Raw genomic sequence first — 13,145 nt, 5'->3', positions numbered from 1 at the left:
TGTGAACTTCAATTTCAACGTTCACACCGACCCACTGTAGGAGCCGGCTTGCTGGCGATGGCGTCCGCATGATCGATGCACATCCCAAGGCCCCATCGCCAGCAAGGCGTTTGAGTGAGTTCCTGTCAGTTTGCACACCGGTCAATAACCAAACGGCTTCTCGTGTGTGCCAGCAACATCGCCAACCCACCACACACCATCAGGGTTTCGCCCAACGCTTGTGCCCAGGCCACCAGCATCAGCCCGCCGCCGATCAACAGGTAATACAACAATCCGAACAGCGCGCCGGCCGTGCCCAGCCGGTCCCCATAACTGGCGAGTGCCGAGCCTAGAATGTTCGGGATGGCCATCCCGAACCCCAGCACCACCAGCAGCATCGGCAATACAAACCCGGGACTTTCTTCCAACAGCCATACGCCACTGCCCCCCACCCACACCAGCGCCGCCGCCAGTTGAATCAGCTGCGGGCCACTCACGCCTCGACGCAACAACCGCTGGTTGAGCCAGGCACCGAGACCTGAACCCAGTGCGAGGATCACCCCGCTGTAACCGAACCACTGCGCGCTCAAGCCCAATCGCTGGAACACGAAAGGACCGAGGCTGTAGTAGCTGAACAAGGCAATGTTGAACAGCGCGACCAGCAACGTCGAACGCCAGATATCGCGGTCGCCCAGCATTCGCCACAGCGTCTCGAACAAGGCCGGTGTCGTCACTTGCTGCGGCCGTGTTTCGGGCAAGACGCGCAGGCACCACAGCCAGAGCGCCGTGGACAAAAACAACAGACACGCCACGACACCTCGATACCCGAAACCTTCCACCAGGCTCGCCCCGGTGAACAGGCCAATCGCCGGACTGGCCGCCAGCGCGATGCCCATCAGCGAAAACACGTGCGCCAGTTCCGCGCCCTTGAAGCGGTCGCGCAGCACGGTTTGCGTCACCACCGAACCCACCGCCGCACCGAACGCCGCCAGCGCCTGCGCCATCAACAACGCATCGAACGTGCGAACGTTCAGCGCCAGCAACGATGCGCCGGCGTACAACCCCAGGCCGGCGAGCATCGACGGTCGACGCCCGATGCGGTCGCACATCCGGCCCCACGCCACCACACCAAACGCAAAGGCCAGGAAATACACGGAAAGCATGTGCGCCGCCGCCTGCGGCCCGACCGCGAAGGCCTGGCCGATGTCCGCCAATGCCGGGCTGTAAAGGGTTTGGGCGATCTGCGGGAACATCAGCAAAGCGATGGTCAACACCAACAATTTTTTGTAACTCATCACGACTTCACTCCCCAGGAAAACTGGCGAGCAGCTTATGAAACCGTGACTGACGTATTATCAAAACCCGGACAACTAATCGATGAAATCGGACAAACCATGGCCTGGCTCGATGCACACGCGCAATTCGACCCCGACAGCTATCCCGCCGCCGTGATCGGTATCGCCGCCACCCTTGGCGATCACGACTCCGGTTTACATCAACATCAACGGGGGCAGTTGCTGTTCACCCGCCAGGGCTGCACACACATTACCCTCGCGCAGCAGCTGTGCCTGCTGCCGCCCTCCCGCGCAGCGTGGATTCCCTGCGGGGTGGCGCATCGCGCGGTGATGCAACAGAGCGTCGACTACCGTTCGATTTACCTGACACCTTCGCTGTGCGCCGAGCTGCCGCAACACGTCTGCGTGATTGAAGTCAGCCCATTGCTGCGGGCCGTGCTGGAATCGATTGCCCAAGCGGAATTCGACACCGATTGGCAGCACGGCAAATTCGTTCATTTACTGGGCCTGTGCCTCAGCGAAATCCGTGACGCCGCACAGCAGCCGATGCTGCTGCCATTGCCCTGGGACAAACGCCTGGCGCCGCTGCTTGCAACGCTCGATCAGCTACCGCCCGAACTTCAGGTCCTGCAAGCGCAGATCGGCGCCAGTGGCCGAACCATCGGGCGAATCTTCCAGCGCGAAACCGGCATGAGCTATCAGCAATGGCGCCAACAGTGGCGGTTGATGCGGGCCATCGAACTGCTCACTACCGGCAGAAACATCGGTTACAGCGCCTTCGCACTGGGTTTTGCCAGTGACAGTGCGTTTATTGCCTTCTTCAGGGACATGACCGGCATCACCCCTGGCCACTGGCGAAAATAAGCACCTGACGATCGGCAGCAGAAATTAATCGCGACCAAATATTACATACGTCATATTACGCACGTAATTAAACGCCGATTCCCACAGGTAATCCTCCATGACCAGCATGCCCAGCCTTGAACCCGACGTTGCCGTTGCGGTGAGCACACCCAAGCCTCCCCTGCTCAAGCGCCTGATCCTGCTGACGCTGGCCATTGCTGCCCTGGTATTTGCAGGCCTTTACGCCGCCCATTGGTGGACCGCCGGGCGTTTCATCGAAGAAACCGATGACGCCTACATTGGCGGCGACGTGACGGTGATCGGGCCGAAGGTCGCGGGTTACATCGAAGAAGTGCTGGTCAGCGACAACCAGAAAGTGAAGGCCGGCGATGTGTTGATCCGCCTCGATTCCCGTGACTACCGCGCCAACCTGGCCAAGGCCGAAGGCGCGGTGGCCGCGCAAGAAGCCTTGCTGGCCAACCTCGACGCCACCGAACAACTGCAACACGCAGTGATCAGTCAGGCCCGTGCGGGGATCGATGCCACCGGCGCAGAAACGGCCCGGTCACGGGACGACAATGCACGCTACAAACGCCTGGTCGGCAGCAACGCTGTCTCCGTTGAAAGTGCGCAACGGGCCGACGCCACCTTCAAGACCGCCCAGGCGTTGAGCGCTCGAGCCCAGGCTGAACTGCTGGCGGCGCAACGCCAATTGAACGTGATCGACACTCAGAAACAGCAAGCACGTGCCGCGCTGATGCAAGCCCGGGCCGAACGAGACCTGGCGCAATTGAACGTCGGCTACACCGAATTGCGCGCACCGATGGATGGCGTGATCGGCAATCGCCGGGCTCGGGTCGGTGCGTATGCGCAGGCCGGTTCGCAGCAGTTGTCAGTGGTGCCGGCCAGCGGGCTGTGGGTCGATGCCAATTTCAAGGAAGACCAACTGGCGCACATGACACCGGGCCAACCGGTGATCATTCACGCCGACGTGCTCTCCGGGCAGGTATTCCACGGGCACCTCGACAGCCTCGCGCCGGCCAGCGGTTCGCAGTTCAGCGTGTTGCCACCGGAAAACGCCACCGGCAACTTCACCAAAATCGTGCAGCGAGTGCCGGTGCGGATCGTGCTCGATCCTGCCGACGGCGTGCTCGGGCATCTGCGTCCCGGCCTGTCGGTGACCGCTGAAGTCGACACACGCAAGGAGCCTGAAACGCCTGCCGTGGCCAGCGCGCCATGAACCGCGCCCTCGCCGCCCCCGCGCAGCCGTTCAACGCCGCGAACATGGCGACGGCGACCAAGGTGTTCGCCTTCGCCACCATGTGCATCGGCATGTTCATTGCCCTGCTGGATATCCAGATCGTCTCGGCCTCGTTGCGCGATATCGGCGGCGGACTTTCGGCAGGCACTGACGAAACGGCGTGGGTGCAGACCAGCTACCTGATCGCCGAAATCATCGTGATTCCGCTGTCCGGCTGGCTCTCCCGCGTGTTCTCGACCCGCTGGCTGTTCTGCGCATCCGCGGTGGGTTTCACCCTGGCCAGCCTGCTCTGCGGCGCGGCCTGGAACATTCAGAGCATGATCGCCTTCCGCGCCCTGCAAGGGTTTCTTGGCGGCTCGATGATCCCGCTGGTGTTCACCACGGCGTTCTTTTTCTTCACCGGCAAACAACGGGTGATCGCCGCCGCGACCATCGGCGCAGTGGCGTCTTTGGCACCGACACTGGGGCCGGTGATTGGTGGCTGGATCACCGATGTTTCCTCCTGGCACTGGCTGTTCTACATCAACCTGGTGCCGGGGATTTTCGTCGCGGTGGCGGTGCCGATGCTGGTGAAGATCGATCAGCCGGAACTGTCGCTGCTCAAGGGCGCCGACTATTTGAGCATGGTGTTTTTGGCGCTGTTTCTCGGCTGCCTGGAATACACCCTCGAAGAAGGCCCGCGCTGGAACTGGTTCAGCGACCGCACGATTCTGATCACCGCCTGGATCAGCGGCCTGGCGGGCCTGGCGTTCATCGGCCGGACCTTGCACGTAGCCAATCCGATCGTCGATTTGCGCGCCCTCAAAGACCGCAACTTCGCCCTCGGCTGCTTCTTCTCGTTTGTCACCGGGATCGGCCTGTTTGCCACGATTTACCTGACGCCGCTGTTTCTCGGCCGGGTGCGGGGTTATGGCGCGCTGGACATTGGTCTGGCGGTTTTCTCCACCGGGGTGTTCCAGATCATGGCGATTCCGCTGTACGCCTTTCTGGCCAACCGCATCGATCTGCGCTGGGTCATGATGACCGGCCTTGGATTGTTCGCTTTGTCGATGTGGGATTTCAGCCCGATCACCCATGACTGGGGAGACAAGGAATTGATGCTGCCGCAAGCGCTGCGCGGAATTGCCCAGCAATTGGCGGTGCCACCGGCGGTCACCTTGACCCTCGGCGGTCTGGCGCCGGCGCGACTCAAACACGCTTCCGGGCTGTTCAACCTGATGCGAAACCTGGGCGGAGCCATTGGCATCGCCGCCTGCGCGACGATCCTTAATGACCGCACCAACCTGCACTTCACACGATTGGCGGAAAACCTCAACAGCACCAACGAAGCCCTGAATCAATGGCTGTCCCAGGTCGGCAACAACTTCGCCACACTCGGCCAAAGCGGTGACGTGGGCGTCACCGCCAGCCTGCACCAGTTATGGCTGCTGACCTACCGCGAAGCGCAGACGCAAACCTACGGCGATGCGTTTCTGATGATCATGGTCTGCTTCATCATCGCCACGGCGATGGTGCCCTTGATGCGCAAGGTGCAACCACCGGCCGCGCCGTCAGCGGACGCTCACTGATCAGGCCTGAGGCGTTTTACGGAAGCCTACGGCCAGACGATTCCAGCTGTTGATGGTGGAAATCGCCACGGTCAGGTCGACCATTTCCTTGGGGCTGAACTGCGCAGCGACCACTTCGTAATCTTCGTCCGGAGCGTGGGTCAGGCTCAGTTGGGTCAGGGACTCGGTCCAGAGCAACGCAGCACGTTCGCGCTCGGTGAAGAACGGCGCCTCGCGCCAGGCGGTCACGGCAAACAGGCGACGCGGGGTTTCGCCGCCCTTGATTGCATCGGCGGTGTGCATGTCGATGCAGAAGGCGCAGCCGTTGATTTGCGATGCACGCAGCTTGACCAGTTCGATCAGGGTCTTTTCCAGCGGCAGCTTCGAAACGGCGGTTTCCAGGGCGATCATGGCTTTGAGGGCATCAGGGGACGCGGTGTAGAAATCGATACGAGGTTTCATGGCAGGCTCCAGGAGCAAGTGGGGGTGGAGCTAAGTTAGTCCCGCAGGCCGGCTGCTGGAATATCCAATTTCTCAAAAGTCGAGTAGACCGCCGCCGCCCTTGTAGGAGCCGGCTTGCTGGCGATGCGGGCAACTCGGAGCAAATTGATGAGCGAGGTGATGCTATCGCCAGCAAGCCGGCTCCTACAGGGGGGGCGAAAAATAGTCTGTCGGGCTGATTGCCAGCACTCGGTCCTCGCCACTAGAATGCGATCAATTCTTAATTGCATCAGGCCAGGACGCCGGAAAAGAGTATCAGTCCCCCATGTCGTCAGCCGACCAGCCTTTGAACCAGCAAATCCATACCCTCTACAGCGAACACCACGGTTGGCTGCAGGGATGGCTGCAGCGAAAACTCGGCAATCGCTGCGACGCGGCGGACCTGGCCCACGATACGTTCCTGCGTTTGCTGACCCGGCAAGTCGTCAAGCCCTGGGGCAGCGAGCCCCGGGCACTGCTGACGCACATCGCCAAGGGCCTGGTGATTGATCGCTGGCGTCGACAGGACATCGAGCGCGCTTATCTGGAGACCATTGCCCACCTGCCGGCCGCCGAGGTGCCGTCACCGGAAACCCGCCTGCTGATTCTCGAAACCCTGATGCGCATCGAAGCGCTGTTGCGCGAATTGCCGGCCATCACTCGCGAAACCTTCCTGCTGTCACAGATCGAAGGGTTGACCTACAACCAGATCGCCGCACGCCTGAATGTGTCGCTGATCACCGTCAAACGGCACATGCGCACCGCGTTCATTGCCTGCCTGAGTGTCGCCTGATGAATTCGTCGATGATCAACCCGCACATTCTCGGTGAAGCCGCCGACTGGCTGGTGCAGTTGCATTCAGGCAGCGCGACGCCGTCCGACCATCACGCCATTGCCCAATGGCGCAATCGCAGTGCCGAGCATGCGCTGGCCTGGCAACGGGCCGAAGCGCTGCTCGGAGAATTTCGCAGCGTGCCGGCCAACCTGGCCATCCAGACCCTGCAGCGAGCGGCACGCAAGGATGGTCTGAGCCGCCGCCAGACCCTCACGCGTATTGGCTTGCTGCTGATGGCCGGCCCCTTGGGCATCGCCTCGCAACACGTGTCCTGGCAACAATGGACCGCCGATCAGCGCACGGCAGTGGGCGAACAGAAAAACCTGCAACTGCCCGATGGCAGTCAGGTGCTGCTCAACACCGAAAGTGCGGTGGACATTGCCTTTACCCCGCGCGAACGCCGAGTGGTGCTGCTGGATGGCGAAGTGTTGATCAGCACCGCCAAGGACCCCGGCGCCCGGCCCTTTATCGTCGAAACCCCGCAAGGCATCGCACGTGCGCTGGGTACGCGGTTTTGCGTGCGCATCACTGGCTCGCGAAGCCAGGTGTCGGTGCTCGAAGGGCTGGTGGAAGTCACGCCGCAGTTGCTCCAGCAGAGCACGACGCTCAAGGCCGGTGAGCGTCAGAGCTTCAAGCTCAATCGCCTCGACCCGCTCGAACCTTTCGACACCAGCGCCCTGGCCTGGGACAAGGGCATGTTGCTGGCGAGCAATATGCGCCTGGACGAATTGCTCGGCGAATTGAGCCGCTATCGCCCCGGCGTGTTGCGTTGTCATGCGGATGTCGCGGGGTTGCGGGTGTCGGGGGCGTTTTCCCTGCGTGACACCGATGCCAGCCTGCGTCTGCTCAGCGATACGCTGCCACTGAAAATCAGCAGCCTGACCCGCTACTGGCTGTCGGTCGAGCCGCGGGTCTGAGTGCGCTGAAAAACTATTTCACAGTCCCCTGACACCTTTCCGCGTTTCGTTCGGTGTGTGGATAGACCTCTTCAATTCCACGCGCTCGACAGGAACGCCGAATGACTTCGACACCGCTGCACCGCCCCGCCGATTTCCCGCTCAAGGCCCTGAGCTTGAGCATTGCCCTGGCCTTTACCGCGTTGCTGCCGATCAACAGCCATGCCGCTGACACCGTCAGCGAAAGTGCCAGCCGCAACGTCGACATCGGGCCGGGCTTGCTCAGCCATACCCTGGCGCAATTCGCCGTGGCGGTCGGCGTGCCGTTGTCGTTCGATCCGGCGCAACTGGGCAATCGCCAGAGTCCGGGATTGCAAGGCAACTACAGCGTGCAATCAGGCTTCGCGCAATTGCTTGAGGGCAGCGGTTTCGAGTTGATCAGCACGGGCGGAAACGGTTACACCGTGGCGCCGCGAGTCTCTGCCAACGGTGCACTGGAGTTGGGCGCCACCAGCGTCAGCGCCCTGCGCGACGACAACGCGGACACCTACGGTGGCGGTCAGGTCGCCAAGGTTGCGCAGATCGGCATGCTCGGCAACCAGGCCTTGAAAGACCTGCCCTTCAGCGTCACCAGCTACACCGCCAAAACCATCGCCGACCAGCAAGCGCAGACTGTGGGCGATGTGTTGCTCAACGACGCTTCGGTGCGGCAGTCCGCCGGCTTTGGCAACTTCTCCCAGGTGTTCGTGATCCGCGGCTTGCCGCTGCTGTCCGATGACATTTCCTATAACGGTCTTTACGGCATCCTGCCCCGGCAGATCATCGCCACCGAAGCGCTGGAACGGGTCGAGTTGTTCAAGGGACCGAATGCTTTTGTGAATGGTGTTACGCCCAGTGGCAGCGGGATTGGCGGTGGCGTCAACCTGCAACCCAAACGCGCCAGCGATGTGCCGACCCGCAGCGTCACCCTCGATTACAGCGACGATGGCCGGGTCGGCGGGCATCTGGACCTGGGCCAGCGCTTTGGCGAAGACAACCGATTCGGCGCGCGGGTCAATCTGCTGCAACGCGAAGGCGCCACCGCCGTCGATGACGAAGACCGTCGCTCGTCGCTGATCAGCGTAAGCCTGGACTTCCGGGGTGATCGCCTGCGGGTGTCGACGGACCTGGGCTATCAGAAACAGGTGATCAATCAGGGCCGCTCGGTGATCTATGTCGATTCGACCTTGAGCAAAGCGCCCAAGGTGCCGGATGCCAACGCCGGTTACGCACAGAGCTGGAGCTACTCGCAACTGGAAGACACCTTCGGCATGGCCCGCGCCGAGTACGACCTCAGTGACAACTGGACCGCCTATGTGTCCGGCGGCGCCAAACACACGCGGGAGAACGGCGTGTATTCGTCGCTGACCGTCACCGACCTCAACGGTAATGCCCGGGGCGGCATGCTTTACTCGCCTCACGACGAGGACAACAAAAGCCTGATGACCGGCCTCAACGGCCACTTGAACACCGGGCCGATCAGTCACCAATTGAACCTGGGCCTCGCGGGTATCTGGGGCCAGCAACGCTCGGCGTTCGAAACCATAGGAACCGCCACGCGCTACAGCACCAATCTCTACGACGTCACGGACAAACCGCGCCCAAGCCCCACATCGTTTGCCAGCGACATTCACGACCCGCGCATCGTCGGCAAGAACACCCTGCGCAGCGCGGCGGTGTCCGACACCCTGGGCTTCATCGATGATCGCGTCTTGCTCACCCTCGGCGTACGGCGCCAGACACTCAACGTCGACGGCTGGAACACCACCACCGGCGCGCGCACTTCAAGTTATGAAGAGTCGATCAGCACGCCGGTCTATGGCCTGGTGATCAAGCCATGGGAACACGTTTCGTTCTACGCCAACCGCATCGAAGGCCTGGCCAAGGGGCCCACGCCGCCGACCAGCGCGATCAACCGCGACGAGACCTTCGCCCCGGTGCGCAGCAAGCAAATCGAAGCCGGCGTGCGCCTGGACATGGACACCTATGGCGCGAGCCTGGGCGTGTACCGCATCGAACAACCGTCGAGCTACACCCAGGACGGGATCTTCCGGGTCGATGGCGAGCAGCAAAACAAAGGCGTGGAGTTGAACGTCTATGGCGAGCCGCTTGATGGTCTGCGCCTGCTGAGCGGCGCGACGCTGATGAAGACCGAAATCGAAGGCAGCACCAACGGGGTCAACGACGGCAACCGCGCTGTCGGCGTACCGCGTTTTCAACTCAACGTCGGGGCGGATTGGGACGTGCCGGGGATCGAAGGCGCGGCGCTCAGTGCGCGGATGCTGCGCACCGGCGGGCAATACCTGAACGCCGCCAACACCCAGAGCATTCCGGCGTGGAACCGCTTTGATGTGGGGTCGCGGTATGCCTTCAAGATGGATGAGAAGTACATCACCTTGCGCGCCAATCTGGAGAACGTGGCGAACAAGGCGTATTGGGCCTCGGCGAATGGCGGGTACCTGACGCAGGGGACGCCGCGGACGCTGAAGGTGTCGGCGACGCTGGATTTCTGATTGTTTGTGGTGAGGCCAATATTGCCTTCGCGGGCAAGCCTCGCTCCTACAGGTACAACTCATCCCCCTGTAGGAGCGAGGCTTGCCCGCGAACCGCGAAGCGGCCATCCAACACCAACCGCTAAGCCCGACTGCGCAACCACTGCAAAAACCCCTTCTTCTCCACCACCTTCGGCGTTTCCTGGGTCAACGTCTGTGCCTTGTGCAAACGGAAATCCAGCAACGCCTTCATCGCTTCGCCGATGTCATGCCGCGCATCCAGGCACGGTTTGAGGTAGTCCTTTTCGATCCGGTACAGGCTGCAAGCGGTCTTGGCGCTGAAGTCCGCCGGCAGCGCCGTGTCCGACAGGATCCCGCCCTCGCCGATCACCTCGCCCGGCCCCATGCGCCCGGACTCGAACTTGCCCCCGGCGCGGCTCAACGCCACCGAGACCACGCCGGATTCGATGATAAACAGATGATCGCTGACCTCCCCCGCCGGCAGGATCATTTCCCCGGCGCGGAAGTTTTGCAGGGTCATGTGCTGGCTGAAGGTTTCTTTCTCTTCCTGACGCAAAGTCGAGAAGATCGCCGAGCTTTCCAGCAACGCCCGTGGCCGCGACAGGTTGACCGGTGCATTCGATTCGACGCTGGACAACAGGCTCACGCCGGATGCCTGCAAGTGCCGGAACGCCAGATCGAACAGCAGATTGCGCACCATGCGTTTCTGGTCCATCGAGACCACGAAACCGCTGATTTCGTATTCCACGCCGGTGGCGCTCGAACCTTTGAGCGCGACACACGGCGCCGGCTTGGCCAGCAGGTATCGGCACCCCTCCATCGCCCGCTCCAGCGCATCGATCACCGTTTGCGGACGTGCGTGCGGGCTCAACTGCAAGCTGATCGACACGCCGAAAATGTCACTCGGCCGGCTGAAGTTAATGATCTTGGCCTTGGCCGCCAGCGAGTTGGGGATCACCGCCATGCTGCCCTGGGACGTTTGCAGGCGCGTGGCGCGCCAATCGATGTCGGTGACCCGACCTTCGGTGCCGTCGATGGAGATCCAGTCATCCAGTTGATAGGGTTTGGTGGTGTTGAGGACGATCCCCGAGAACACGTCACTGAGGGTGCTTTGCAACGCCAGGCCGACGATGATCGCCAACGCGCCGGACGTCGCCAGCACGCCTTTGACCGGCAGGTCGAGCACGTACGCCAGGGCCGCGATGATCGCGATCAGGAAAATCACCGCGCCCAGCAAATCCTGGAGCAGGCGACCGGTGTGCCCGACCCGTTGCATCATCCCTGCGCCGATCAACACCGTCAGGGTGCGCGCGCCGAACAGCCACCAGCCAATCTGCAAGCCGGTCGCCGCCAGGTGCAACGGCACGTTGTCCGCCCAGGGCGCGGGCTCCAGAGGGTTCAGGCCTTCGTTGAACAACAGGATGCTGAACAACGTGAAAATCAGCAGCCGCACCAACAGTTTCCAGTTGCTGCCACTGGCACTGATCAAGCGCCACAGCCCCAGATCGATGATGATCAGGATCAGGGCACAGACCAGCGGGTGATTGGTAAGCAGTGACAGCATCAAGCAACTCCAGCCATGTACGGATGGGCACAGTGTAGGAGCAAACGCAGGCTTGAGAACAACACAAAAACCTGTAGGAGCCGGCTTGCTGGCGATGGCGGTCTGACAGTCACTCAATTGTTGACTGCTCTACCGCTATCGCCAGCAAGCCGGCTCCTACAGGGGTGATGTGTGTCAGTGATTATTTGCTATTGGTCAGCGTGTTGTAGCTGGTCATCAGGTTGCGGTAGTCCGGGATGTGGTTGGAGAACAGGGTCGCCAGGCCTTCCACGTCGTTGCGCCAGTCGCGATGCAGCTCGCAGGCCAGGCCGAACCAGGTCATCAGTTGCGCGCCGGAAGACGACATGCGGTCCCAGGCCGATTGGCGGGTCAGCTCGTTGAACGTGCCGGAAGCGTCCGTCACCACAAACACGTCAAAACCTTCCGCCAGTGCCGACAGCGCCGGGAATGCCACGCACACCTCGGTCACCACGCCAGCGATGATCAGTTGCTTCTTGCCGGTGGCCTTGATCGCCTTGACGAAGTCTTCGTTGTCCCAGGCATTGATCTGGCCAGGACGGGCAATGTAAGGCGCATCCGGAAACAGCGCTTTGAGCTCGGGCACCAGCGGGCCGTTGGGGCCGGTTTCGAAACTGGTGGTGAGGATGGTCGGCAATTTGAAGTACTTGGCCAGGTCGGCCAGGGCCAGCACGTTGTTCTTGAAACGGTCCGGTTCGATGTCCCGCACCAGAGACAGCAGGCCAGCCTGATGATCCACCAACAGAACGGCGGCGTTATCCTTGTCGAGACGTTTGTAAGAAGTAGTCATGGGGTCATCCTCGGTTTTAATCGATGCCGAACAGTTCGGCGTGGGGGTGTTTTGATTGATCATTCAGACGCGGCCAGACAAGCGTAGTCAGTCAAGCCTGGCGCGGTGCAACCATCTATCCGTGTATCAACCGCTCATCCGTCCAAACCGGCCCGATTGAAAATCGGCAAAGGCCTGGTGAATCTCTTGCTCGCTGTTCATCACGAACGGGCCGTGGCCGACGATGGGTTCGTCGATCGGCTCGCCGCTGAGCAGCAACACGACGGCGTCGTTATTGGCTTCCAGGCTGAGCTGGTGGCCATTGCGTTCGAACAACGCCAACTGCCCTTCGCGCACCAGCTCCAGGCCGTTGACCTGAACCGTGCCACGCAGCACCACCAGTGCGGTGTTGCGACCTTCATGCAGATCGAGGGTCAGCAACTTGCCGCCGTTGAGGCGCAGGTCCCAGACATCGACCGGGGTGAATGTCCGTGCCGGGCCGGTGTGGCCGTCGAATTCTCCAGCGATCAGGCGCAGGCTGCCGGCCTCGTCCTTGAGCGGGATGCTCGGAATGTCGCCGTCGAGAATCGTCTGGTAACCGGCGTCGGCCATTTTGTCTTTGGCCGGCAGGTTGACCCACAGCTGGACCATTTCCAGGGTGCCGCCGGTTTTGGCGAAGCCTTCGGAGTGGAACTCTTCGTGGAGAATCCCCGAGGCGGCGGTCATCCATTGCACATCGCCCGGGCCGATCTTGCCGCCGCTGCCGGTGGAGTCGCGGTGCTCCAGTTCGCCCTTGTAAACGATAGTCACGGTTTCGAAACCGCGGTGCGGATGCTGACCAACGCCACGACGCTCGGTGGTCGGGGTGAATTCAGCAGGGCCGGCGTGATCCAGCAGCAAAAACGGGCTGATGTGTTTGCCCAGGTTGTCGTAGGAAAACAGCGTACGAACCGGAAAACCGTCGCCAACCCAATGGGTCCGTGGGCTGGTGTAGATGCCGATGATGTTTTTCATGCTGCCTCCGAAATCTGTGGTTTGACGCGATGGACAAAGCTTAAAACCGAACCCTTTGGTGCGCTAGACTGCAAAAATCAGCCTTAGCGTTC

11 protein-coding genes are annotated in these 13,145 nt (G+C 61.6%); 6 read left to right on the top strand and 5 right to left on the bottom strand.

What is annotated here, in order from left to right; all coding sequences use genetic code 11:
• Positions 1-125: 125 nt before the first annotated feature.
• On the bottom strand, positions 126-1,274 hold the full coding sequence (locus tag ACM6IO_RS06890; RefSeq protein WP_414911210.1) for an MFS transporter: 1,149 nt from the start codon (positions 1,272-1,274) through the stop codon (positions 126-128).
• A gap of 99 nt (positions 1,275-1,373) precedes the next feature.
• On the opposite strand from ACM6IO_RS06890, the gene ACM6IO_RS06885 reads away from it, so the two are divergent.
• The 3 genes from ACM6IO_RS06885 (at position 1,374) to ACM6IO_RS06875 (ending at position 4,946) form a co-directional block, all read left to right on the top strand.
• Complete coding sequence (locus tag ACM6IO_RS06885) at positions 1,374-2,138, top strand: AraC family transcriptional regulator (protein WP_192228894.1); 765 nt, start codon at positions 1,374-1,376, stop codon at positions 2,136-2,138.
• A gap of 97 nt (positions 2,139-2,235) precedes the next feature.
• Positions 2,236-3,357, top strand: a complete 1,122-nt coding sequence (locus ACM6IO_RS06880) for an HlyD family secretion protein (protein WP_414911209.1) — start codon at positions 2,236-2,238, stop codon at positions 3,355-3,357.
• Complete coding sequence (locus ACM6IO_RS06875) at positions 3,354-4,946, top strand: DHA2 family efflux MFS transporter permease subunit (protein WP_414911208.1); 1,593 nt, start codon at positions 3,354-3,356, stop codon at positions 4,944-4,946. The genes ACM6IO_RS06880 and ACM6IO_RS06875 overlap by 4 nt, the downstream gene beginning before the upstream one ends.
• Here the strand turns inward: ACM6IO_RS06875 and ACM6IO_RS06870 are convergent, their stop codons facing one another.
• Positions 4,947-5,387 carry a carboxymuconolactone decarboxylase family protein gene (locus ACM6IO_RS06870; RefSeq protein WP_008040019.1) on the bottom strand — a complete coding sequence of 147 codons (441 nt, stop codon included), beginning with the start codon at positions 5,385-5,387 and terminating at the stop codon, positions 4,947-4,949.
• A gap of 304 nt (positions 5,388-5,691) precedes the next feature.
• Here ACM6IO_RS06870 and ACM6IO_RS06865 point away from each other — a divergent pair, with 304 nt between their 5' ends.
• From ACM6IO_RS06865 to ACM6IO_RS06855, 3 genes are all read left to right on the top strand, one after another.
• Positions 5,692-6,198 carry a sigma-70 family RNA polymerase sigma factor gene (locus tag ACM6IO_RS06865; protein WP_008040017.1) on the top strand — a complete coding sequence of 169 codons (507 nt, stop codon included), beginning with the start codon at positions 5,692-5,694 and terminating at the stop codon, positions 6,196-6,198.
• Positions 6,198-7,157, top strand: coding sequence for a FecR domain-containing protein (locus ACM6IO_RS06860; RefSeq protein ID WP_414911207.1), 960 nt, complete (start codon positions 6,198-6,200; stop codon positions 7,155-7,157). The genes ACM6IO_RS06865 and ACM6IO_RS06860 overlap by 1 nt, the downstream gene beginning before the upstream one ends.
• Before the next feature lie 101 nt (positions 7,158-7,258).
• A complete protein-coding gene (locus ACM6IO_RS06855; RefSeq protein ID WP_414911206.1) occupies positions 7,259-9,688 on the top strand; it encodes a TonB-dependent siderophore receptor in 2,430 nt (809 codons plus the stop codon).
• A 121-nt stretch (positions 9,689-9,809) separates the two neighbouring features.
• Here ACM6IO_RS06855 and ACM6IO_RS06850 read toward each other — a convergent pair whose 3' ends face one another.
• From ACM6IO_RS06850 to ACM6IO_RS06840, 3 genes are all read right to left on the bottom strand, one after another.
• The gene (locus ACM6IO_RS06850; RefSeq protein WP_192228888.1) at positions 9,810-11,252 is read right to left on the bottom strand and encodes a mechanosensitive ion channel domain-containing protein; all 1,443 of its coding nucleotides are present in this window, start codon (positions 11,250-11,252) and stop codon (positions 9,810-9,812) included.
• A 181-nt stretch (positions 11,253-11,433) separates the two neighbouring features.
• Positions 11,434-12,060, bottom strand: a complete 627-nt coding sequence (gene ycaC / locus ACM6IO_RS06845) for an isochorismate family cysteine hydrolase YcaC (protein ID WP_008032356.1) — start codon at positions 12,058-12,060, stop codon at positions 11,434-11,436.
• 126 nt (positions 12,061-12,186) lie between these two features.
• Positions 12,187-13,053 carry a pirin family protein gene (locus ACM6IO_RS06840; protein WP_192228887.1) on the bottom strand — a complete coding sequence of 289 codons (867 nt, stop codon included), beginning with the start codon at positions 13,051-13,053 and terminating at the stop codon, positions 12,187-12,189.
• Positions 13,054-13,145 lie beyond the last annotated feature (92 nt).

The sequence above is a fragment of the Pseudomonas sp. IT-P44 genome, from assembly GCF_949768225.1.
Taxonomy (GTDB): Bacteria; Pseudomonadota; Gammaproteobacteria; order Pseudomonadales; family Pseudomonadaceae; genus Aquipseudomonas; species Aquipseudomonas migulae.
Note: the sequence above shows the minus strand (reverse complement) of the source record. Positions and strands in the feature narration are given on the sequence as shown.